The 23,213-nt window shown below is 51.7% G+C and carries 22 protein-coding genes and 1 tRNA gene; 12 read left to right on the top strand and 11 right to left on the bottom strand.

Translation table 11 applies throughout. The annotated features are described in order from the left end of the window. Positions 1 to 24: 24 nt before the first annotated feature. A complete protein-coding gene (locus ABFZ83_RS00365) occupies positions 25 to 777 on the bottom strand; it encodes a FadR/GntR family transcriptional regulator (RefSeq protein ID WP_411817449.1) in 753 nt (250 codons plus the stop codon). Positions 778 to 1,021: 244 nt separating this feature from the next. Between ABFZ83_RS00365 and ABFZ83_RS00360 the strand changes: the two genes are divergently transcribed. From ABFZ83_RS00360 to nfsB, 3 genes are all read left to right on the top strand, one after another. After that, entirely contained in the window at positions 1,022 to 1,312 is a 291-nt protein-coding gene (locus ABFZ83_RS00360; RefSeq protein WP_411817448.1) for a LysR family transcriptional regulator, read from the top strand. Beyond that, positions 1,303 to 1,938 carry a substrate binding domain-containing protein gene (locus tag ABFZ83_RS00355; RefSeq protein ID WP_411817447.1) on the top strand — a complete coding sequence of 212 codons (636 nt, stop codon included), beginning with the start codon at positions 1,303 to 1,305 and terminating at the stop codon, positions 1,936 to 1,938. The genes ABFZ83_RS00360 and ABFZ83_RS00355 overlap by 10 nt, the downstream gene beginning before the upstream one ends. 311 nt (positions 1,939 to 2,249) lie before the next feature. Then, on the top strand, positions 2,250 to 2,918 hold the full coding sequence (gene nfsB, locus ABFZ83_RS00350) for an oxygen-insensitive NAD(P)H nitroreductase (protein WP_411817446.1): 669 nt from the start codon (positions 2,250 to 2,252) through the stop codon (positions 2,916 to 2,918). Positions 2,919 to 3,014: 96 nt separating this feature from the next. Here nfsB and ABFZ83_RS00345 read toward each other — a convergent pair whose 3' ends face one another. Beyond that, positions 3,015 to 3,578 carry a TetR/AcrR family transcriptional regulator gene (locus ABFZ83_RS00345; RefSeq protein WP_411817445.1) on the bottom strand — a complete coding sequence of 188 codons (564 nt, stop codon included), beginning with the start codon at positions 3,576 to 3,578 and terminating at the stop codon, positions 3,015 to 3,017. Between the two features lie 248 nt (positions 3,579 to 3,826). Here ABFZ83_RS00345 and ABFZ83_RS00340 point away from each other — a divergent pair, with 248 nt between their 5' ends. The 4 genes from ABFZ83_RS00340 to ABFZ83_RS00325 all read left to right on the top strand — a co-directional run bounded on the left by ABFZ83_RS00340 (position 3,827) and on the right by ABFZ83_RS00325 (position 6,001). Further along, positions 3,827 to 4,081, top strand: coding sequence for a hypothetical protein (locus tag ABFZ83_RS00340; protein WP_411817444.1), 255 nt, complete (start codon positions 3,827 to 3,829; stop codon positions 4,079 to 4,081). Beyond that, positions 4,074 to 4,868: a cysteine hydrolase gene (locus tag ABFZ83_RS00335; protein ID WP_411817443.1), complete on the top strand. Its 795-nt coding sequence runs from the start codon at positions 4,074 to 4,076 to the stop codon at positions 4,866 to 4,868. Before ABFZ83_RS00340 ends, ABFZ83_RS00335 begins: the two co-directional genes overlap by 8 nt. A gap of 69 nt (positions 4,869 to 4,937) precedes the next feature. Further along, entirely contained in the window at positions 4,938 to 5,348 is a 411-nt protein-coding gene (locus tag ABFZ83_RS00330) for a nuclear transport factor 2 family protein (RefSeq protein WP_411817442.1), read from the top strand. Positions 5,349 to 5,425: 77 nt separating this feature from the next. After that, entirely contained in the window at positions 5,426 to 6,001 is a 576-nt protein-coding gene (locus ABFZ83_RS00325) for a pyridoxamine 5'-phosphate oxidase family protein (protein WP_411817441.1), read from the top strand. A gap of 175 nt (positions 6,002 to 6,176) precedes the next feature. On the opposite strand, the gene ABFZ83_RS00320 is transcribed toward ABFZ83_RS00325, so the two are convergent. Both ABFZ83_RS00320 and ABFZ83_RS00315 read right to left on the bottom strand, forming a co-directional pair. After that, complete coding sequence (locus ABFZ83_RS00320) at positions 6,177 to 9,074, bottom strand: TonB-dependent receptor (protein WP_411818850.1); 2,898 nt, start codon at positions 9,072 to 9,074, stop codon at positions 6,177 to 6,179. A gap of 483 nt (positions 9,075 to 9,557) precedes the next feature. Then, a tRNA-Ile gene (locus ABFZ83_RS00315) sits at positions 9,558 to 9,634 on the bottom strand. Between the two features lie 175 nt (positions 9,635 to 9,809). Here ABFZ83_RS00315 and ABFZ83_RS00310 point away from each other — a divergent pair. Continuing rightward, positions 9,810 to 10,523, top strand: coding sequence for an SIMPL domain-containing protein (locus ABFZ83_RS00310; protein ID WP_411817440.1), 714 nt, complete (start codon positions 9,810 to 9,812; stop codon positions 10,521 to 10,523). A gap of 48 nt (positions 10,524 to 10,571) precedes the next feature. On the opposite strand, the gene ABFZ83_RS00305 is transcribed toward ABFZ83_RS00310, so the two are convergent. Further along, positions 10,572 to 12,200, bottom strand: a complete 1,629-nt coding sequence (locus tag ABFZ83_RS00305; RefSeq protein WP_411817439.1) for a M28 family peptidase — start codon at positions 12,198 to 12,200, stop codon at positions 10,572 to 10,574. 216 nt (positions 12,201 to 12,416) lie between these two features. Between ABFZ83_RS00305 and ABFZ83_RS00300 the strand changes: the two genes are divergently transcribed. Further along, complete coding sequence (locus ABFZ83_RS00300) at positions 12,417 to 13,211, top strand: hypothetical protein (RefSeq protein WP_411817438.1); 795 nt, start codon at positions 12,417 to 12,419, stop codon at positions 13,209 to 13,211. Here ABFZ83_RS00300 and ABFZ83_RS00295 read toward each other — a convergent pair. Both ABFZ83_RS00295 and ABFZ83_RS00290 read right to left on the bottom strand, forming a co-directional pair. Continuing rightward, positions 13,206 to 13,754, bottom strand: a complete 549-nt coding sequence (locus ABFZ83_RS00295) for a GNAT family N-acetyltransferase (RefSeq protein ID WP_411817437.1) — start codon at positions 13,752 to 13,754, stop codon at positions 13,206 to 13,208. The two genes, ABFZ83_RS00300 and ABFZ83_RS00295, sit on opposite strands and share 6 nt — an antisense overlap. Positions 13,755 to 13,830: 76 nt before the next feature. Next, a complete protein-coding gene (locus ABFZ83_RS00290; RefSeq protein WP_411817436.1) occupies positions 13,831 to 14,166 on the bottom strand; it encodes a YegP family protein in 336 nt (111 codons plus the stop codon). Positions 14,167 to 14,297: 131 nt separating this feature from the next. Between ABFZ83_RS00290 and ABFZ83_RS00285 the strand changes: the two genes are divergently transcribed. The 3 genes from ABFZ83_RS00285 (at position 14,298) to ABFZ83_RS00275 (ending at position 19,458) form a co-directional block, all read left to right on the top strand. Then, on the top strand, positions 14,298 to 16,637 hold the full coding sequence (locus ABFZ83_RS00285; protein ID WP_411817435.1) for a DUF3553 domain-containing protein: 2,340 nt from the start codon (positions 14,298 to 14,300) through the stop codon (positions 16,635 to 16,637). After that, complete coding sequence (locus ABFZ83_RS00280; RefSeq protein ID WP_411817434.1) at positions 16,634 to 17,527, top strand: 50S ribosomal protein L11 methyltransferase; 894 nt, start codon at positions 16,634 to 16,636, stop codon at positions 17,525 to 17,527. The genes ABFZ83_RS00285 and ABFZ83_RS00280 overlap by 4 nt, the downstream gene beginning before the upstream one ends. A 113-nt stretch (positions 17,528 to 17,640) precedes the next feature. Further along, entirely contained in the window at positions 17,641 to 19,458 is a 1,818-nt protein-coding gene (locus ABFZ83_RS00275) for an aminopeptidase P family protein (protein WP_411817433.1), read from the top strand. 3 nt (positions 19,459 to 19,461) lie between these two features. Here the strand turns inward: ABFZ83_RS00275 and ABFZ83_RS00270 are convergent, their stop codons facing one another. The 4 genes from ABFZ83_RS00270 to prfA form a co-directional block, all read right to left on the bottom strand. Then, on the bottom strand, positions 19,462 to 20,253 hold the full coding sequence (locus ABFZ83_RS00270; protein WP_411817432.1) for an SDR family oxidoreductase: 792 nt from the start codon (positions 20,251 to 20,253) through the stop codon (positions 19,462 to 19,464). Positions 20,254 to 20,349: 96 nt separating this feature from the next. Then, a complete protein-coding gene (locus ABFZ83_RS00265) occupies positions 20,350 to 20,967 on the bottom strand; it encodes a DUF4167 domain-containing protein (RefSeq protein WP_411817431.1) in 618 nt (205 codons plus the stop codon). Positions 20,968 to 21,229: 262 nt separating this feature from the next. Continuing rightward, positions 21,230 to 22,126 carry a peptide chain release factor N(5)-glutamine methyltransferase gene (gene prmC / locus ABFZ83_RS00260; RefSeq protein ID WP_411817430.1) on the bottom strand — a complete coding sequence of 299 codons (897 nt, stop codon included), beginning with the start codon at positions 22,124 to 22,126 and terminating at the stop codon, positions 21,230 to 21,232. After that, positions 22,119 to 23,192 (bottom strand): peptide chain release factor 1, encoded by a 1,074-nt coding sequence (prfA, locus tag ABFZ83_RS00255; RefSeq protein ID WP_411817429.1) that lies wholly within the window; start codon positions 23,190 to 23,192, stop codon positions 22,119 to 22,121. Before prfA ends, prmC begins: the two co-directional genes overlap by 8 nt. Between the last annotated feature and the right edge of the window lie 21 nt (positions 23,193 to 23,213).

Below are 23,213 nucleotides of genomic sequence, written 5' to 3'. Positions count from 1 at the left end.
AATGCCATGGCCCTGCGCCTACCTTCACGACAGCGCAGGCGTACCTGAGAGGAAGCGCTCACGGCTCTCCATGGTACGACGGCGAGCATCGTCAATCGCCTTGGCCTCGGCCGCATCCAGCATCGCTTCGATGATGCATTTGAAATGATTGCGCATGGCTTTGCGTGATTTCTCGGGATTTCGCTCACGGAGCGCGACTGCAATCTGGCGATGCTCATCCAGGCGCATTTCCGGCGTGATACCGCAAATTGAATCATAGGCCTGCTTGATATCTTCTTTTTCCGAGCGGATACGCCACAAGCGCTCGACCGTTTCGAGCATTGCTTCATTCTTGGTTGCTCGCGCAATTGTAAGGTGAAACTGCTCGTCGGCATCAGAAGAAAGTGGACCCTGCCCTTTACTTTCCGCTTCCATCTCCGTCACAATTTCATCAAGCTTATCAAGCTCTTCTTCGGTTATGGTAACCGCCGCAAGCGCCGCCGCTTCTGATTCAATCGCAGAGCGCGCCTCCGTTAATTCGAACGCCGTAACGTCGGGCAAGCTTCGCCCCTGCCCCGCCTTCGCGGACAGCACATAAACGCCAGAGCCAATTCGAATATCCAGCAGCCCCACGGCTTCGAGGGCGATCTCGGCCTCGCGGATCGTCACCCGGCTTACGCCTAACTGCTCGGCAAGATCGCGCTCACCCGGGAGCCGGCTTCCGGGCGGGAATGCACCATCCTCGATCATCGTTCGGATTTTCTCCGCCACAGTATGGTACAGGCGTTTCTCGCTCACGGATTTTCTCCCGATTATGCCGCCGAACTCACCGAATTTCAGGCGGCGCGGTTCAGCGTTGCGTTGTTCTATATCAATCCCATATACCAATTTTGGCGACCATAATCAAACGCTTAATCCGCCAATGGTGGTCGGTTCTGCCTTAAAATGACGGCGCACTCCGAATTCAGCGTATAGCGCGTTATGGCTCCGGCCAATTAAGAAGGTAGAATGACGGACCGAAATCACCCAACGGAATCGCAAAGTGTCGTTTGATGTCAAAAACCTGAAACTGTTTATCCGCGCCGCAACCTTGGGCGCGATTGGCCGCGCCGGTGCAGAATTCAATCTATCCTCAACGAACGCCACGCAACGGATTAAAGCGCTGGAAGCCGATCTTGGAGTCAAACTATTTAACCGCACCACCAGAGCCATTTCCCTGACTTCCGATGGCGAAATTTTTCTGGAACATGCGAAACGCATTATCAGCGAAATTGAGGACGCTCAAAATGCCCTTTCAAAAACAACAAAAACCGTTTCGGGCATTTGCGGGTAACAACCTCGGCCTCCTTTGCAAGGTCGCATATAATCCCGTTCATTCCGGCGTTTTTTAATCAGTATCCTGATGTAACCCTTGACCTCAACTTGACAGATACGATTGTTGATATCGTTGAACAAGGATATGATGTTGCCTTCCGGATCGTTGAACTCGTTCCTTCGTCGTTGTTAGCGCAACGCATTGATGACAATCCCCAAGCACTGGTCGCGACGCCGGAATATATTGCCAAAAACGGGATGCCTGAAACGCCACAAGATCTGTTACACCATACATGCCTTCCGCTGGGGGAAACACGACTATGGCGCTTGGTAGACGAGAATGGCGTAGAACATGAAACCCGTGTTGATGGACCATTAAAGGTCAATCTAGGCGATGCCGTTGGAGCGCTGGTCCTTTCCGGCATGGGGATTGGCTTTACCGCGCTCTGGCATTCCGGACCTGACCTGGCATCGGGTCGTCTTGTTCGTGTTCTACCGAATTATCGCCTCGCACCAGAGACAAAAATCTGGGCCGTAAGGCCACCCGGCCGGTCCATGCCAGCGCGCGTGAAAGCCTTTCTCGATTTCATGCAAGCACGCATCGTAGAAACGAATAAATCCCGATATGGAGATCTCGATATCTAGGGATTGTTTTGGAATACGGGATAATGTTTTTCATTATTCGCAGGTAGTCCAAGCCTGCTGAATAGCTAAATACGGGCCGTCGCAAGGAGGCACCGTATGATGACAAACCGACAATTGATTTGGACCAAGCTGATTGCACGCGCAGAATCCGATGCACAGCAAAATAATGACCAATCAAAACAATATAAGTTTCAGCCTCATTTATGCGATCGATCCGCTCACGGAAGTGTGTCTGCGGCTCGCAAAAATTTCAACAAAAATAGCGGCTCAGCACATTAGCTGAAGACCTTTCCCAAAATTGGAGCCCCATCATGGACAAAGATATCGTTTATTACGCTAAACATCGCCACACCGTAAAAGCCTACGACCCGTCAAGAAAAATTCCTGACGACAAAGTTGAAAAAATCAAGGAACTTTTGCGCTTTAGCCCATCGAGCACCAATGCCCAACCATGGCATTTTATCCTCGCCTCTACGGACGAAGGCAAAGCGCGCATCGCCAAAGCGACAGAAGAACTCTATCCGTTTAACCGCGACTCAATCTTGAAAGCATCCCATGTCGTCGTCTTTGCGAGCCGCCTCGCCATCGAAGAGGAGTTTCTTCAAAAGGTGCTGGAGCAAGAAGACCAAGATGGCCGTTTCGATGGTGATAAAGATACCTTCAAACCGCAAATGCATGCGGGACGCAGCTTTTTCGTCAATTTGCACAAACAGGAATTCAAAGACGTTCAGCACTGGATGGACAAGCAGGTCTATTTGAATATCGGACAGTTCTTGCTGGGTGTCGCTGCGCTTGGAATTGACGCAACCCCAATGGAAGGCATCGACATCAAAACTCTGGATGAAGAATTTGGCCTACGTGAAAAAGGGTTTTCAAGCCTTGTCGTTGTACCCTTAGGTTATCACGATCCGGAGACTGATTTTAATGCAGCACTTCCGAAATCGCGCCTCCCTTACGACGAAATCCTAACGCAAGTCTAAACGCTTATTCGCCAGCCCCCTCTATTTATACACCGGCCGAGATGTATAAAGCGGCGAATTCGCATAAAACGCCCACGCAGCTATTGCGTGGGCGTTTTATTCTGTGGCCGTCTTTATTAGAATTTGGGCTGCCTGTTTTGCGTCACTCGCAACGGTTTCACGGTCATGCAAATGCGCAAGAACAATTGCTCCCTCTTTCAATATCAGTATCTGACGCGCTAGATCTTCAGGTTTTTTAAGCTTCGCCTTTTTTGCAAGATCCGTAAAATAGTCTCGCAACAATTTCTTGTGTTCAGCCGAAATTGCATGAACAGGGTGGGACCGGTCCTGATATTCAGACGATGCTTTAATGAACATACAGCTTTTGAAATTTGGCTCCGCAAACCATTCAGCCAACGCATCAAATACTGCCAACAACTGATCTTTTGGATCTTTCGCCAATGCCTCGACCCGGCGCACCAGCCAGTTCCGAAATTGTTCGTCGCGCAGCCTTAATGTCGCGAGGATCAAGTCATCCTTCGTGCGAAAATGGCTATAGATCGCGGTTTTTGAAACACCGGTTTCCTTTGCCAGCCGGTCCATACCGATGGCGTGAAATCCGCCAGTATAAAATGCCTTCAATGCATTTTGGACCAGCTCGTCTCGTTTTGATGCGCTCATAAACTCCACTCATTATATAAACTGATCGGTAAATGGCATTTTGCGCTCCGCGCTTCAAGGCGTATCCGCCAGAAATCGCGACATTTCGACACTTTTTCCGAAAACAACCTCCCAACACGTCGGAAGTGACAACCTATCGGCCCGTCACCACCTTGACCGATCGGTTTTGGTTCCGTATATGACCTTTACCGATCAGTTAACCCATCTGATTGGGCCAAGAACGACCAACGATCTGGAAGGAGAGCCACATGATCGAAGTCCCGATGAATTTCTACTTACGGCGCGTCGACCTCGCTGCGCTCTGCTTCAGCATTATCGCCAATCTGCTGTTCTTCTTGGCTGTTATTGGGCCCCTTGCCCTGATCGAAGCGGACGCAGAAGCCGCCTATCGACTGCCTACCGGCGTCGAAAATCCTAACCAGGCTGAGCTTTACGGAAACGGCCGAGCACCCAGCCAACCATCCCACATGCAAACAACTCAACACGGAGATTCAAATGCGTAAAAGTCTCAGCGACTGCATTATCTATCTTGCAATTATTGCTCTTGGCCTAGTGGTCTCGACACTCGTGATTGTTCCGGCAAATGCTGGTTCCCCTTATGACGACCCGGCAGAGCCTAGCCTGCCCCGCACCGACATGATCGTCACCAAAGGCGACACAGCGGTTGTCATCACCGACCCTCAAATCGATTTTCTTTCCCCGGAAGGCGTGACATGGGGCGTCGTCGGTGAAAGCGTTACTGAACACAACACCGTTGAAAATATTGGCTCACTGATGAAATCAGCAAAAGAGAACGACATCCCGCTCTTTATTTCACCCCATCACTATTACCCGACAGACCATGGTTGGAAATTCGAAGGCCCACTCGAAAAACTGATGCATGCGATCGGCATGTTTGACCGCAAGGGGCCATATTCCCTCGAAGGCTTCGGCGGCTCTGGATCAGACTTTATGCCTGAATATCTTGAACATATTCACGCCGACGGCACCGTCATAACAAGCCCACACAAAATTTATGGCCCGGAGCAAAATGATCTCGTTCTGCAATTGCGCAAACGCGGCATCAACAAGGTCATTCTTGCGGGCATGTCGGCGAATCTCTGCACACAGGCGCATCTTTACGAACTATTGGAGCAAGGCTTTGAGGTTACCGTTGTTCGTGATGCCACCGCCGCCGCAAAAGTACCTGAAGGTGACGGATATCTCGCCGCTCTGATCAACTTCCGTTATGTCGCGAATAGCCTTTGGACGACGAAACAAACCGTCCGCCACATCAAGCACGCGGAATAAACAAAAAACCGGTGCCATAACTCAATGGCACCGGCAGCCCCTCCCCCCTGACCAAGACTGGATAGTATTATGAGTATCAAACTTGTGCCCCCATTCTCCGAAGAAACTGCCCGTGCAAAAGTTCAGGCCGCCGAAGACGCCTGGAATACCCGCGATCCGGAAAAGATTAGCCGCGCCTATACGGTCGATTCCGAATGGAGAAACCGAGACACATTCCTCAATGGCCGTTCAGAAATCGTACAATTTCTAAGCGGGAAATGGGAAAAAGAACTCGATTACAAACTTAAAAAAGAACTATGGGCGTATACCGACAATCGTATCGCCGTCCGGTTTGAATATGAATGGCGCGATCATTCTGGCCAATGGTTTCGCAGCTACGGCAATGAAAATTGGGAATTTGATTCCGAAGGCCTAATGAAGCGCCGCTTCGCTAGTATCAATGATGTGAAGATTAGTGAAAACGAACGGCGCATAAAATAACGCATAGTTTTGTCGTGCCGGTTATCAGGTCATCGAAACCGGCACGACTTAATTTTAAAGCTTTTAGGAGTGAACCAATGGCCCGCGCTTTTGCCGATATCGCCTTCACGCCGACTGTTCGTAAAATTCAGAAAGAACAGGGCTCCGCTGATGCTTACGCTAAATTTTTATCGCCGGAGGTTCAGGGAGGCGATAAGATATCCGCCAGAGAAGCTGAGTTCATCGAACAACGAGATGGATTTTACCAAGCGACGATCTCTGAAACAGGTTGGCCCTATGTGCAGTTTCGCGGGGGCCCTATTGGTTTTCTCAAAGTCATTGATTCAAAAACGATTGCCTACGCGGATTTTCGCGGAAACCGGCAATATGTCAGCGTTGGCAACCTAACGACGCAAAACAAAATTGCGCTTATCCTGATGGATTACCCCAACCGTCGTCGGCTAAAAATCTGGGGCCGCACAGAGCTGATTGATATTAGCGATGATCCTGCGATGGTTGAAACTCTCCATGATGCCGCTTACCCCGCAAAACCGGAAAGATCAGTGATCATATCCGTCGAAGCATTCGACTGGAACTGTCCGGCACACATACCGCAGCGGTTTACGATTCAAGAACTGGAAGCGCTGGGCGTTATTCGAACGGAAAGCCAATAAGCGCGGAACCTTTCGCGCAAACACAACCACTTCACATGTAAGAATTGGCCTATTCTATTTGCGAGCCCCGCACCCAAAAATTAAAACGGCCCACCTGCCCTCGGGAGGGACGACAGGCGGGCCGAGATAGAGACCAGCGCCACCATAGAGGTGGCACTAATCCGTACACTAAATTCTAGAAGGTGTAGCTACCTCCGAATGTAAGGCGGCGATCTGTCAGACCTTGGAAGCACAATAATGCTCCATCATTCACGCAGTACTGCCTGATGTCGGATTTCGTCAGATTAACGCCTTCAATCCCAATCGTGAGATGCTCTGTCACGTTGTAATTGATACTAGCGTTGAGCTGTCCGCGAGCATCCTGAACTACCGGGAAGCCCCAAGGGAAACTCGACGTACTACCGAAGTCCGTTGAACGGAAGGCACTACGCCATGTGTAACGGGCACGTGCCGAAAGGCCATATTTCTCGTAGTACAATGTCACATTGTACGCATCCTCTGATAGGTCGATCAGTGGCTGCTTGAAGGTGACATCCGTTGCACCAAATGTGGCGAACACATCGCTTGCGCGACTTGACGCATTGTTCACCGTATCCCCGCCAGAGAATTCCTGATGGGTATAGTTCGCCAGGATACCGAAACCGGAAGCGAATCCAATTGTATCTTCCCATGCTGCAAGGTCATATTGCATTGCGACCTCGAAGCCTTTTTGCGTGGTCTCGCCCGGATCGTTGATCGTTGTCGAAACTGGCACGCAGACACCAACCGGTGTGCCGCTTGGTGCGAAAACATTGGGGTCAGCAATCGGGTTAAAGATACCGCCGCCCTCACAAGGATCGGTCAGATCGCGGTAACCGGTCACTGGATCTTCGAATGGATCCTCCTGCTGCTGCACATGCAGGTTCGTACGCTTCTTGTTGAAATAGCCGACACTAATCACAGCCCTTGGCGCAAAGTACCATTCGGCCGAAACATCAAGCGAGTTCACTTGTTCTGGCACGAGGTCCGGATTGCCCAGCACAACTGGTGGGTTCGGGCTCGTGCTAAAGGTAAATGACGTAGACAGATCATCAAAATCTGGTCGTCTTATATCTTTACCCCAGGAAAATCGCAGTTGAACATTTTCAAGTGGGCTCGCAACGAGATTGAAGCGCGGCAAGATGAAGTCGTAGCTGCCCTCCGTGGTCGTCGGTGTTGCTACGCCATTCGTGATCGTATTACCGACTGAAGCTACATTCGTCTTCACATAGCGAACACCGGCATTTCCGCGGAAGATACTCTTCTCAAAGTTCACCTGACCGTATAGCGCGTGGGTCTTCTCTTCGATGTCGAAGAATGCACTTTGGTCGGATGTCGGATCATCGATCGAAATAGATCCCCCGTGTGCTGCAATAGCCGCATTCAGCGAGGCAAAGACTGCATCAGGATCATTGGCGACAAGCTCCGGATCGATAAGCAGGAAATCACCAACAAAAAGTGCCCGGCCGTCAGCATCGCCGAAATTATCGGGTCCCGGAACGAGGATATCTTCAAATAGGTCGCCGGAAGGACTATCGGATAGGTTTCGCAATCCGACATTCGACCGAACCTGATCCCTCAACGCGGTAGATTTGTTGAAACGATAGCCAGCATCAACTGAGGTGAGGAAGGTTCCGACTGCACTATCAATCAGATCGTAGCTAAAATCCCCTCGGAAAGCGAGTTCCTCATTTTCGGCAATGTCCCGACTGATATTCACGTCGCGCAAGACAACATTCGCAGGATCAAGCAGTTGCTCCGTGCTTGGCCCAAATGGCGCATTCTGCGCAACCGCGAATGTCAACGCGCCGCCGCTCAAATCATAAATAAATGGCACCGCATTATCATTAGCACCACCTGGATCTAATGGCACATTCGGGTTGATAAAGTTTAGCGTCGTATTGATGCTCGGCGTTGTCGAGTCAGAGGATGAAATCGAGCCTTCAATTCGTGCCGAGAAATTACCGTGGTTGAAATCTGTACCAAGACTGAAAATCCGGCTGTCAGTAATTCGTGAATTGGTATCACCAGAGAAACGAAGATTAGGGTCATCGTCATCGGTCGCGAGGTCAACAGGAATAATGCCTGTCAATGCCGCCTCGATCGAACCGAGCGTCTGCGGACCGTTTTCTCCTGGCAGGACACCAAAATCCACTGTTTCAAAGGAGTCTGGAACAGCAACATTCCGAAGGCTACTTACACCGGATGCCTGCACACGAGAACTCTCCTCGCGGCGCTCCTGGTCGTTGATGATTGTGTCAAAATAAAACCGCAAGCTTTCCGTCGGTGCCCATTCGAGCGTGCCGGAAATATTGAGAGTCTCATATTCGAAATTGTCGTAATCCTGATTCAAGAATTGAATAGGCAGAAAATCGAAAGATTGTGCGCTTGGCACACCGCTTGACGAACTAATAAGGTTGTCACGATCCGCCCGCGGACGAAACGCGCTAACATCTTGCCGCGCCCAACTCGCACTCACAACCGCACCGAATTCACCAGCGCCGGTCGACCAATTATTACCCAGCGCAGCTGATAACCTTGGCTTGATACCATCTGTCGAGAGGCTGCTTGTCTCGCCCTGAACCCGGATATTGGCCAAAACACCGTCCAGATCGAGCGGACGAATAGTTCTGAGATTAACCGTACCGCCAACAGACCCTTCAATGGTCTTTGCCTGAGATGCCTTGGTGACTTCAACAGCCGAAATTATAGACGCTGAAACATCTTCGAAGCTGATCCCCGAACGTCCAGCGCCAGAACCCACTGTTGAAACGCCATTGATCTCTGTACGGTTTGAATTGGTGCCGCGAATTTGAACGCCGGTACCCACACCGGCGGTACGCGTGATTTGAACACCCGTTATGTTTTCAAGAACTTCCGCGAGGTTTTGGTCGGGCAATTTCCCGATATCCTCGGCTTGGATAACCTCGACAAGATTTGGCGCTTCGCGTTTTTCATTTAGCGCGTTCCCTAACGCGCCGCGAATGCCTTGAACGATGATAACATCGCTCGCCTCTTCGTCCTGCGCTTGCGCGGCTGCGGTTGAAATCAACATTGCCGGCACAATCGCTGATGAGACCAACAATGCCCCCACCCGAGACCGCTTCTTCCGAGTAGTCGCGTTAACGCACCTGTTTCCAGACAGATTCATTTCTTCCTCCCATGACGTCGTTTTTGTTATTGCCGGGAACATCGACCAATCACGACAAACCTGTCAACAACTAATTTATGCCTCTGAACAAAAATTGGTATAATTATTTGGCATTATTGGTATCATGTTGCAGCGCAGCGCATCTGAATTCTTGCCTGATTTCAAATATTTCCGCATCCACAAGCTCATCTGGTACCGATATGCAACAATCGTAAAATTGGTTTGGCTGAAGCAGACCATTTCTTGCCCCGCTCGAACAAATTGAAAATTTTGATCAGGGAGGTTTTAACAATCACACCTGACGCCCCAGCGGAAACATTACGATCACCCGGGAGGATGGGCGCGATCAAATTCAATCCGAATTGCGTGGAGTTATTCTTTTCGAGTTGGTGGGCCCGGAGGGACTCGAACCCCCAACCTAGCGGTTATGAGCCGCCAGCTCTAACCAATTGAGCTACAGGCCCGAAGCGACCAAGTCGCGATATCGGGAGGCGCTCTATTATCAGCTATCGCGGGTGCATGAAAGCCCGGATTTGTGATTACAGCTTGCCAATTCGTCACAATAGCGCCCCATCTTTCGCCTTGATTTCGCCAAGGGCTCACGCTCACATGCGGCAACTTTTGAAAGGGAGAAATTACATGCGCTTATTCATTGCGCCAATCGCACTTGCCTCTTTAATGGCGGGCTGTTCCGCGCCGGAGGCATTAGCCGCCGACGCCCAACAACAGGCAAGAACGATCACTGTTAACGGCGAAGGCACGGCGAGTGCCGTTCCGGATATGGCGGTCTTGAATATCGGCGTTCAAAGCGACGCTCCGACAGCGGCGGACGCTTTGCGCGCGAATTCGTCAAACATGTCAGCAACAATCAAAAAGTTGAAAGACCTTGGCATCGCCGACCGCGATATTCAGACCTCGGGCCTGTCTCTAAATCCGCGCTACAACTATGAAAAGAACCGATCCAAACCCGAAGTGATCGGCTTCACGGCGTCCAACACTGTAACCGTTCGCTTGCGCGATCTCAGCAAAGCCGGAACCGTCATCGATCAAGCGGTTCAATCAGGCGCGAACTCGCTCAACGGTATTTCCTTCGCGTTTGACGAGCCGAAACCGCTTTACAATGAGGCGCGCAAAAACGCCGTTGCAGACGCCAAAGCAAAAGCCGAATTGTTGACCGATGCAGCAGGTGTGCGCTTGGGTCGCCTGATCACGATACAGGATGGCTATGTCCAATCACCGTCGCCAAAAATGTATGGCGCGCGCTTGGAGATGGCTGCCGATAGCGCGGTCCCCATGGAAGCGGGCGAGTCGAGCATCACGGCATCGATTTCGATGGTTTACGAAATCGAATAATGTAGAAAAATGACAACCCTGAAAACCCCGCCATCGTGCGGGGTTTTTTTATGGGGCGCGTCCAAACAACTCCCCATAGAAATCGCCTTGGTTCCAACTCGGCCGGGCCTTTTGATTGGCGACTTCTAGCGCGATCATCGTATTCAACGCTGTGAAGCGCGCCATCTGTGAATATAAAATTGGCTGGGTTAGGTCATCGCTCGGCCGATGGTAGTGATTTTTATAAAAATCTCGGAATGCCTCCTCGCCACCATTCGAAAACCCGGTCCAAAGAAAAAGCGACGGCACCCCTTGTTTGACAAAACTATAATGATCAGAGCGCGCAAAGACCCCTAGCTCCGGCACTGGATCAGGAGCCGGTTCTACGTCAGAAAGACGCAATGCATTTTCCATCGTCTCCCCTAACGAAGAACGCGCAGCACCGAACCCGACAATATCGGTGAAGTGGTGGAGCAAAATCGGCATATCGAGATTGATATTCGCGATGATTTCTTTGTCGCCGAGTGGCGGATAATGCGCGAAATAGTCAGACCCCAGAAGACCCGACTCTTCGCCGGTCAATGCAACAATCGCTACGCTCCGGGTTGGCCGCTGTCCATATTGGATCATCCGCGCGACCTCTAGCATGATGGCAACACCCGTTGCGTTATCCATCGCGCCATTATAGGTGCCGTCTTTCCCCTGCGCCAATTGCTTATCGTTGACACCTAAATGATCAAGATGCGCGGTAAGAACGACGACTTCGTTTCGCAAAACAGGGTCCTCACCCTCGATCAAACCAACAACATTATGACTAGTAAAAAATTCCTGGTTTGAACGCCCTTGCAAACTCAATCGCGTTGATAATTGAATATTCTTTTCGTCCCATTTTCCATTCTTCACGTCTGACATAATTTCATCGACGGAATAGCCAGATCCATCGAACATCATCGCCAAGATGTCGTTGCGAAGTGTGAGATAAGGCAAAAGCTCTTTGCTCGTTGCCCCGTCCTGCGCCACCCATTGGGTAAAAGCGCGTCGAACCCGCGGCGCTCTTTCTGCATCGGGTTTGCTCTTGGTATTTACGAACAATATCGCCGCAGCCCCCTTTTCCCGCGCCGCCTCGAATTTATGGGACGTAGATCCGAAATAGTTTTTCTGATCGCGATTAAACTCCGTCGGGGCACCATTAGTAATAATGGCAACTTTCCCGAGAATATCAGCATCCGAATAATTATCGTAACCAAATTGCGGCGCATGAATTCCGTAACCGACAAAAACCAAAGGTGCATCGTCTATCGTGACGCTCTGTTCCATAGACCCTGGAAACAAATTGAACTGCTTTCCCGGCGTAAGGGGAATCTTAGCGCCCGCTTTATCGGTTAGGGTTGCATGCGCAGAATTTGGTTGCGTGGTGATCCGGCGAAACTTTATTTCCTGTTTCCAATGGTCACCATCCGCAGGTTCGAGCCCCAGAGATTCGTATCGTTCGGCCACATAGTCAGCGGCATCGTCATACCCCTTATCTCCGGGTTTTCTGCCCATGCGCTGATCATCAGCAAGCCACGCGACATCAGATTTAAGACGCGAAATCGCTGCCGTGTCCGAGACAACGTCAACGGTCGGAACTGACACAGCACAGGCAGCTACAAAAATAATGAAAAATACAAAGAACGCGGAAAAAGGAACGAGACGCATTACAACCCTGAGATTTGAAGATTTTTAGACCAATTAAACTGCCCGCAGATAGATATCAAATCACGCATTTTTTGCAGACGCTAAATATTTTCGGGTCCTCAAATCTAATACAATACATGCCTAAACTGCTGTTTTCCTGATCGCTTTTGAAAACGTCGATTTGGCTTGGAACTATGTAGGCTTGGGCTGTATTATCACCCCGGGGAGTTTGATGTCATGATTGCACGAAAATCTGGAACGGCATTAATCACAGCAGCGTTGCTTATAAGCGCCGCCTCAGCACAGGTTCACGAGAACGGCATTGGTCCTGACCCGGATAATGATACCAATCCGGCGACTATCACCGGCGTTATAAATCGCGTAAATGACCCGGTAACCCCGGACGCCGATGCACCCTATAAGGTCATCAATTTCGAACCACCGCCAGGTAAGCATGGCGAGGTGATCCGGAATGAATATTCGGAAAAATTTGGCGTACGATTTGGTCGCGGGCTAACGCGGCAAATTTGTGACGGACAAAGACGATTCTATTATGACTCAATCTGCACCTATGAAGCGGCACCAAGCGGCCAGTTTTCTGTTGGCTATGTAAATTATTTAAATGCGCCGCTATTGATCGAATTCGACAGGCCGGTGTGCGTTGTCACCATGGCGATCTATCCGACCGGCGGCGCGGAAGGCGAAAATTTCACCGTTACGATTGAAGGCGAAGATGAAACTGGCTTGCCGCTGGCACCAGCAACGACATCATTTGAATGGACAAAAAATACCGTTCGTTGGCGGCATATGGCCGGGGCCTATTATCTGGGCGGGCGCGCGAGCAAAATCTATGTAAGCATGATCAGCGACAAACGTCGGCCCGGAGGCGATGCATTGCGCTTTTTAATTGACGATCTCGCATTCGTACAAGATGGCTGCGAAGAGGTCATTCGCGATTTGGCGGAGCCAGACCCAGCCGAGGTTGCCCTCACGCCTTCAGATGATACCGAAAGCGAAATGGAAGGCTCATAAGGGTTTCCGCATGTGAATGATCGTGTTGATTTCACCATTCGCTGTTACTTCGTCCACGCGATCAAATTCTTTATATCCGCGTGCGCGATAGAGCGGTTCACCGGGCACCGTCGATCCCAGCTCAATCGTCTTAAAGCCTGCATCGCGCGCAGCCCCCTCGCCTAATTCAAGCAGCATTGTGCCGATACCGCGGCGCGTCCAGTCTGGATGGGTATACATCGCGCGGATGCGCGCAGCGTCCGTAGACGGATCTGAAAAGCTGTCATCTCGTCCCTTGGTGTGATCGCCACCATATAGCGTCTTGCGCTTACCCCACCCGCCGCAACCGACAAGTTGCGTGCCGTCCGGTGTTTGCGCTTCAATCAGAAAATATGTCCCGTCCTCGATCAAGGTTCGGTCCAGCCCCATGGATTCTTGCGCAGCCAGAATTTCCTCCGCCGACAGGAATGCTTTCATATTCTCCGCGATGGCCGCCTTCATAAGCTCTATGATCGCAGGCTCGTCGGCTGCTGTCGCAATACGGTGGGTGAAGCGCATGTCCATAATTTTCCTCTGCGCAATTATGCCATTAAAAAAGCCGCCTCAATAGAGGCGGCTTTTAAACCAAAGGGCCGTACCCTTAGCCAGCTTGATCATCGACGCTCGCATCCGGTGCATTATTCATGACCGACTGAATTCCGCTTTTAGCGCCTGACGCAGAATCATACATTTGAGACTGCCCTATCACCTGATGATTTGCCGCTTTAAGAACGAAATAAGACTTACCGCTACTCGAATCCTTAATCTCGAACCGCGCTTCATCCGAAGCGTTCTTTTTGACCGAAGCAATCCCGTTTTCGGCACCGCTTTTGTCTTTATAACCTTCGCTCGCGAGGATATTTTCCCCATTTCCAGCTTTCAGGCGAAAACGAAATTCGCCCGCCTTGTCCTTATAAAGCTCGAATTTCCCTGCCATTCAAAATCTCCTTGCAAAAACAATTCCCAGCGCTCCTTCAATTGTCGCGATTCCGCACCGGATTGCAATTCCCGCCAGCAGCGATATCTCTTAATGTTCCAGAATCGTTCTCATTTCGGTAAACTCAACGAATGTCATCTCAACAAGATCAAAAACTCTCTATTTCTCAACGGGCTATGGCCGCCCGTCCGCCCGGAAACCCGCCCGCAGACCCTGAATCCGCACCCTATCTTGAGGGATTGAACGACGAGCAGCGAGCCGCCGTATTAACTACGGAGGGACCGGTTCTTATGCTCGCCGGTGCCGGCACGGGCAAAACGCGCGCCCTGACCACCCGCCTTGCCCACCTTCTGAACATGCAATTGGCTGCACCCTATCAGATTTTGGCGGTGACCTTCACCAATAAGGCCGCCCGGGAAATGAAAGAGCGGATTGCCGCGCTGGTCGGCGACAATGTTGAGGGCATGAAATGGCTCGGCACGTTCCATTCGATCGGCGCGCAAATCCTCAGACGGCACGCGGAGCTAGTCGGCCTCAAATCAAATTTCACCATCCTCGACGCCGATGATCAAGTGCGCCTTGCGAAACAAGTTATCGAAGCCGCCAATATAGACGAAAAACGGTGGACGGGCCGCGGCTTGGCGGCGGTGATTGATGGCTGGAAAAATAGAGGCCTCGTTCCGGAAAAGGTGCCTGCCGATGAAGCCTATCACTTTGCTGATGGGCGCGGCATCGCACTCTACAAAGCCTATCAATCGCGCTTGACGACATTAAACGCCGCTGATTTTGGCGATCTCTTGATCCACAATTTGACGATTTTTCAAAACAACCCGGATATTCTTGGCGAATATCAACGGCGCTTTCGCTATATGCTCGTCGATGAATATCAGGATACGAATGTCGCGCAATATTTATGGCTGAGACTTCTAGCGCAGAAACATAAAAACATTTGCTGCGTCGGCGATGATGACCAATCCATTTATGGATGGCGCGGCGCGGAAGTTGAAAATATTCTTCGCTTTGAAAAAGACTTCCCCGGCGCCGCGGTTATACGCCTCGAACGCAATTACCGCTCGACCCCGGCAATTCTTGGTGCAGCATCCGGTTTGATCGCGTCCAACAAGGAACGATTGGGCAAAACACTTTGGACATCGAGTGACGAAGGCGAAAAGGTCAGAGTGCGCGGCGTATGGGATGGCGAAGAAGAAGCGCGGCTTATCGGCGACGATATTGAATCCGAACAAGCAAAGGGACGTTCACTGAGCGATATGGCCGTATTGGTCCGCGCTTCGTTTCAAATGCGTGCCTTTGAAGAACGGTTTAACACGCTTGGCCTCGCCTATCGGGTTGTGGGCGGTCCACGCTTTTATGAGCGCGAGGAAAGCCGCGACGCGTTATCCTATCTGCGGCTCATTCGATCATCGGATGATGACCTCGCTTTCGACCGGATCGTCAACAAACCAAAGCGGGGCTTGGGCGACAAGGCGCTGCAAATTCTACATAAAGTCGCCCGGGCCAACGAAGTGCCGCTTATGGTTGCGAGCCGCATTGCCTTGGAAAGCGGAGAATTGACGGCAGCAGCGCGCCGGTCCCTATTGAATTTTGTCGATAGCATTGATCGCTGGTCGCGCGATGCGAAAGACATGGTGCCCGCTGACCTAGCCGAACTCGTGCTCGAAGAATCTGGCTATATCGAAATGTGGAAGAATTCGAAATCACCACAGGCACCAGGCAAACTCGACAACCTGAAAGAGCTTATTCAAGCGGTATCAGAATTTGATACGTTAGAGGGCTATCTCGATCACGTCGCGCTGGTATCAGAGCTCAACGAGAACACGGGCGATGGCCAGATCTGGCTGATGACGCTACATGCAGCGAAAGGCCTTGAATTCCCGGTCGTATTTCTCCCGGGCTGGGAGGAGGAAATCTTCCCATCGAAACGCTCACTCGATGAAAACGGCAATGCCGCCCTCGAAGAGGAACGGCGGCTGGCCTATGTCGGCGTCACCCGCGCGGAAGAAAGCTGTCGCATTTCCTTTGCGGCGAACCGGCAAATTTATGGCCGCTGGCAGTCAGCATTACCGTCCCGCTTCATTGACGAGCTTCCCGAGGAACATGTCGAAGTATTCTCCGAACAGGGGCTATACGGCAACACTGCAACCGCCTATGCGTCACAATCGAGTTTCGATAATATCGGCGTAAAGGAAGACGCCTATTACGAAAACCCCGGCTGGAAGCGCGCGCGAAATGCGTCATCACGCAGTAGCTTCAAACCAAAAACAATTGAGGGACGCGGCAAAACCATTGGCGTTGGCGCGTCAGGGAAATCTAAATTCAAAGTCGGAAACCGAGTCTTTCACCAAAAATTTGGATACGGAAAAATATCCTCCGTTGAGGGACAGAAACTCACCGTTAACTTTGAACACTCCGGCATTAAAAAAGTTATTGATACATTTGTAGAGGCAGCGTGAACAAGAAAAAAAGCTACAAGATCACTTGGACAGGCGAACGCGACGCGTTGGAAAAAGCGGGCGACGCGTTGAGCGAATTATTATGGCCGCCGGCTGGCGCGGTTAGCCTGACCAAGGACGATGCAACCGTCGAAGACGGCGACACTGCGTGGCGTCTTGATGCCTATTTCGAAGACGAACCCGACATGAGCGAAGTGAACGCCACCGTCGCAAACAGCGCAAAACTTGGCCCGGGTAGTATCGAAGAGTTACCTGACGTCGATTGGGTCGCTCATTCGCTTGAAGGGCTAGGTGTCGTTCGGTGTGGCCGCTTCGTTCTATACGGCATCCATGACGCAGATAAATTGCCGAATGAAGACGGCGATATTCCAATCCGCATTGACGCCAACCTGGCTTTTGGGACTGGGCACCACCCTACCACAGCGGGATGTTTGACGCTGCTCGATCGTTTTGCCGGTTGGGCCCCAAAATCGATTTTTGATCTCGGTTGCGGCTCCGCTGTTCTGGCCATCGCCGCCGCAAAAATGTGGGACCGGGATATTATCGCCAGCGACATCGACGAAGACTCGGTGAGCATCGCGGCGGAGAACGCGGCGTTGAATGATGTCGGCGATAAGCTCACCACCATCACTGCCGCCGGGTTTGACCACCCTGACATCGCCGCGGCCGCGCCATTTGATTTTGTCTTCGCCAATATTCTCGCGGGACCGCTTGCGGAATTAGCGCCGGATATGGCCAAACATATTGGCAAAAATGGCAGAGTGATGCTCGCCGGACTGATGAGCGAGCAGGAATCCAATGTGGTTGAAGCTTATGAGCGCGAGGGGTTCCGCCTCATCAACCGGCTGGACCAACCGACCTGGCCGATCCTATTATTTGTCAAAGCCTAAATTTCGCGCTGGCCCTTGAGCGTCAGCGATAGAGGCCCGATATTGCAGGCAACACCTGCTGTGCCCATGCAATCAGGGGCGCGGCGGGACCAATCGTTTTACAGGAAGCGCCAATGTTCCAGACTTTCGAACCCGTCTCCGATAAATCCTTTGCCGCAAAGCACCTTCCCTTGCTTCGCGCGGAAATGAAAAAACAAAACCTTGATGGTTTCATTATTCCGCATGATGATGAATACCAAAATGAGTATATTCCCGCCTATGCGGAACGACTGATGTGGGCCACGGGTTTTTCTGGATCTGCCGGGGCTGCGGTCATCATGCAAGACAGTGCGGTGATGCTGACCGATGGGCGATATACATTGCAAGTTCGGGAACAAACTGATGCTGCATTCTTTAGCTATGAGGACATCACAGAAACACCGCCGGATGTCTGGCTATTAGAGCACGCCCAGAAATCTACGCGGATAGGCTATGACCCGATGTTACATACATTGGCCAGCGTCAAGCGCCTGCGCATAGCAGCGGAAAAGGTTGGGTTCGAATTGGTTGCCGTTTCAGAAAACCCTGTCGATCTCGCATGGCAGGACCAACCGGATGCACCACTCACACCAATTCAGGCGCATGATCTGAAATATGCCGGGAAATCTTCGGATGAAAAACGCAAGGAGATTGCCCAGTCGATACAAAAAGCGGGCGCAGATTCGGTTTTAATTACCGCACCGCCCTCATTGGCTTGGTTATTTAACGTGCGTGGACACGACGTTGCCCGCTCGCCGCTACCATTAGGGCGCGCGCTTTTAGACAAAACCGGCAAGGCGACATTATTTGTAGCCCCCGAAAAGGTCGGCAATGAACTGCCCGGCATTCTAGGTGATGATGTCGATATTCGGGCCGAAAGCGATCTGGATGCGGCGCTCAAAAAACTCGGCCAAACCAAGGCACGCGTCGCCGTGGACCCAGCACTGGCACCATCAAAATATATTGATGATCTGAAAGACGCTGGCGCTTCGATCGTTGAACTCACGGACCCTTGCGCCCTTCCCCGCGCCACCAAAAACGAAACGGAAATCGCTGGCGCGCGCTCAGCGCATATACGCGATGGTGCTGCGATTACGCAGTTTCTTTATTGGCTGGATACAGAAGCGCAAAGTGGCGAGATTGACGAAATCACTGCCGCTCGAAAGCTTGAAGAAATTCGTTCGCAGTCAGATGACCTACGCGATCTAAGCTTTGATACGATCTCTGGCGCAGGCTCAAATGGCGCGATTTGCCATTACCGGGTCTCAACGGAATCAAACATCAAGCTCGCCAAAAATTCGCTTTATCTCGTCGATTCCGGTGGCCAATATTATGACGGAACAACGGACATCACGCGGACCGTACCCATTGGCGAGGCAACCGACGAAATGCGAGATCGCTTCACACGCGTTCTAAAAGGGCATATCGCCCTTGCCCGGATGAAGTTCCCTGCCGGCACAACCGGCCATCAGCTTGATGCCATTGCCCGCAAGCCGCTATGGGATGTCGGCCTTGATTATGATCATGGAACCGGACATGGCGTTGGCTCATTTTTGGGTGTTCATGAAGGGCCGCAACGAATTGCCAAAGCCCCCAATTCGCAAGCGCTGAAGCCGGGCATGATACTCTCGAACGAACCAGGCTTTTATAAAGCCGGTGAGTTTGGAATTCGGATCGAAAACCTGATTGTTGTCACGAACCCCAAGCCGGTTGATGGCGGCGAGCGCGAGATGATGGAATTTGAAACCATCACACTCGCCCCCATTAATCTCGACTTGGTCAAGGTGGACCTTTTGACCGAAGAAGAACGCACTTGGCTAAATCAATATCATAAACGCGTCCGGGAAACGTTGGCACCTTTAATCAGCACAGAGATTAAAGACTGGTTTGAAAAGGCCACACGTTCGATTTAGCGCTTAAATTTCGGCGGTCCCATTTAAGGTGCCGCCATCTATAATTATCGACTGGCCGGTCATCCATTGTCCGGCCGGCGACGCCAAAAAGACTGCGGCCCCTGCGATGTCGTCTGGCTCCCCAAACCGGCGCAATGGCAATTTTTGGGTCATTAGCTTTTCGATCTTTGGATCTTTCCATAAAGCTTCGGCAAAATGGGTCTTAACCACGCCCGGGCAAATGCAATTTACACGGATATTGTCAGGGCCACACTCAACAGCGAGGTTTCGCGCGAGCTGCAGGTCCGCCGCTTTGGAAATATTATAGCCGCCAATCGTGTTCGACCCGACCATTCCGCCAATCGATGAAATGATGACGATCGCGCCATCTTTCTTCTCGCGCATATCCGGGATCAACATTTGCGACAACCAGTGTGAGGCTTTGACATTGCAGGTCAGGATCTTGTCGAAATGTTCGTCGCTCAAACCCGACATTGGGCCGTAATACGGATTAACGGCAGCATTCGAAATCAAAATGTCCGCGGGGCCCCATTTCGCTTTCGTTTCATCCACAAGCTTCTGCAGGTCTTCCTTGTGCGAAATATTACACGCGACAGCATAAGCCGCCTCGCGACCTTCAGCTTCGTTGATCGACGAGGCTACCGCCTCGCAGGCATCTAATTTTCGGCTGGAAACAATGACGCGTGCACCATGTTGCGCCAAACGCCGCGCAATCGCCTCGCCGATACCCCGAGATGCACCTGTAACAATGGCTACTTTATTAGTGAGATCAAATAATGTGCGTTCGCCGCTCATGAAATAACTCCTGTCTTAAACAGGGGAAATCATAAGCGAACGATTGCCTCGTTCCTATCAGTCTATGCAGTTGAAAACTGCGATAGCACGGGAATTCTATTCTGCGGCTGCAGGTGCGGCTTTTGCTTTTTCAGCTTTGCTGTCTGCATCGCCAGCGCTCGCGCTCTTCGTGGTTCGGCGCGGTGCGCGTTTACGGCGCGGCTTTTTTTCTTCTTCCGGCGCAGCTTCGTCAGCGCTTTTGGTCGAACCGCTTTCTGATGCGTCCGCGCTGTCGGATTTTTCTGCCTTGTCCGCATCATTATCAGCGCGAGCATTATTATTTCGGCCACGGCGGTTAGAGGATGAGCGTTCGCGCTGCTCATTGTCCCGCTGTTCCGCTCCGCTCTCGACATCGGGCTGATCCGAATCGTTATCCTGCGCCTGCTGCTGATTCGCTGGCGGCTGGGCCGGCTGCATCGAACGGATTAAACGGAAATAGTGTTCTGCGTGCTGAAGGTAGCTTTCAGCCTTAACACGGTCCCCTGCGGAATGCGCGTCACGGGCGAGCGCCTGATATTTGTCGTAAATCTGGTTCGCAGTACCACGGATTCTGACGTCTGGTCCGTTAGAGTCTAGCGCACGATTAGGATTATTACCCGGACGCCGGCGTTGATTACGGCCACGCTTCATATTCTTACCTTTAACAATTCCCCAAGCGGAAAGCCGCAGATTCACTCGGCCCTTCGCGATGTAAGTGATTTGTCAGCTTACGGCGACCACAGTCAGATCGCCTGTATATTCATGTTTGTATCTTGTATTTGTCGCAGCAGCGCTGCCGAGCCAGAGCCGACTGTTTCCGAGACTAACGATCCCCTTAACGGATCACGCCAAAACCGGACGATGGTCGGATTTAAAACCGGGCCGCCAATAATTCCAAGAACCAAATGGCGATTTTGTCCCTGTCTTGCCGCGCATGATAGCTGCGATCTCTAGTATTTCAATCTTTTTTTTGGCCTTTTCGTCTGTCCAGACCCACACCCCGTGGCCGGCCGGATAGGTCGTTTATGGTAAATACGGGATAATTGCCATCGAAATCGCGTACCAGTTGCGCCAAGGCATCGGTTTGACGATAGCCGCATTCAAACACCAACAACCCATCCGATGTGAGTTTGTCGTTGATTTCGCGTAAAACTACCCGATAGGGGTCAAGGCCATCGTGCCCGCCGAGCAAGGCGCTTGATGGCTCATAGTCAATCACGTCAGCTGAAAGCTCTTTCGCCTCTTCATCTGAGATGTAGGGCGGGTTGGCGATGATCACGTCAAATTGACCACGAAGCGGTTCTGTCCATGACCCTTCGAGGATTTCGATACGATCGGCGAGCGCATTTTTCGCTGCATTCGTGCGGGCCATTTTAACGGCCCCAGGCGAAAGGTCTACGGCCACACCCTGAGCCTGCGGAAACTCGGATATCAGCGCGCAGATCAAACAGCCGGAACCGGTTCCTAAATCCGCGATTCGGAGGTTTTCGGTCCGCTGCCGGCGGGCAAGAACGGTTTCGATCAAACATTCCGAATCCTCGCGCGGTATCAGCACCGATTGATCGACCGCAAATTCGAGGGACCAAAATTCCTTGACGCCCGTAATATAAGCCACGGGCTCCCCTTTTTGCCGCCGCCGAATTAAATGCGCAAAACGCTCAATCTCTTGCTCTGATAGCCGCTCGCGACTTCGACCGATCAAGCCTGCATCATCCGTCTGAAGAGCGAATTTCAAGAGAACCCGGGCATCTAGCCGTGGCGAGTTACTATCCGGTAACGCTTTAGCCCCTTTTGAAATCGCATCGCCCACCAACAATTGGTCCGAGGCAATACCGAGATCGAAGTCGTCAGGCATTTTCCTGCATTTCCGCCAATCGGTCTGCGCGGTCCTGCGTAATCAACGCATCAATCACTTCACCCAAACCATCACCGGCCACAATCTCCGAGAGTTTGTAGAGGGTCAAATTTATCCGATGATCGCTGACCCGGCTTTGGGGGTAATTGTACGTGCGAATGCGCTCCGACCGGTCGCCGCTCCCGACCATGCCTTTTCGCTCTGCCGCGCGTTCCGCGTCGACGCGCTGCCGCTCGGCTTCATAAAGACGTGCGCGAAGAACCTTCATCGCTTTTGCGCGGTTCTTGTGCTGCGATTTTTCATCCTGTTGGCTGACGACAACGCCCGTCGGAATGTGAGTAATGCGCACAGCCGAGTCCGTTGTATTCACCGACTGGCCGCCCGGACCGGAAGCCCGGAATACGTCGATACGAAGGTCCGACTCTTTGATTTCGATATCGACTTCTTCGGGCTCGGGTAACACTGCAACGGTCGCCGCGGATGTATGCACGCGTCCCTGCGTCTCTGTTTCCGGTACGCGCTGAACGCGATGCACACCCGATTCGAATTTCAATTTGGCGAATACGCCATCGCCATTAATGCTCGCCTGTATTTCTTTATAGCCGCCCATTTCCGCTTCAGAGGCAGAAAGTATGTCGACCTTCCAGCCCTGTAGCTGGGAATATCGCTGATACATACGGAATAAATCGCCAGCAAAAATCGCAGCTTCGTCGCCGCCGGTTCCGGCACGCACCTCGAGAATGACCGAAGAGTCATCTGCCTTGTCTTTCGGCAGGAGCATAATTTGTAGCTCATGCTCCAGGTTCGGTATTTGCTCTTTTAGCTCGGCGAGTTCGTCGTTCGCGAGCGCAGCCATTTCGGCATCATCGCCCTCGGAAAGTTCCTTCAATTCGTCTAGCTGCTCGCGCGCCGACATCAATGTCCGCGCATGTTCTACAACCTCTTTCAATTCGCCATGTTCGCGGGAAAGACGCACAATTTCATCCGCACCGGTCGTAGACATCATCTCAGCTTCGATTTTTTCAAATCGCGCGATCAGTGCATCAATTTTCTCTTTAGGGATCAAAGGATCATTCCAACTCTAATC

The organism is Hyphococcus formosus (genome assembly GCF_046736345.1).
Classification (GTDB): Bacteria; Pseudomonadota; Alphaproteobacteria; order Caulobacterales; family Parvularculaceae; genus Hyphococcus; species Hyphococcus formosus.
This window is presented reverse-complemented; position numbering and strand designations above follow the sequence as displayed.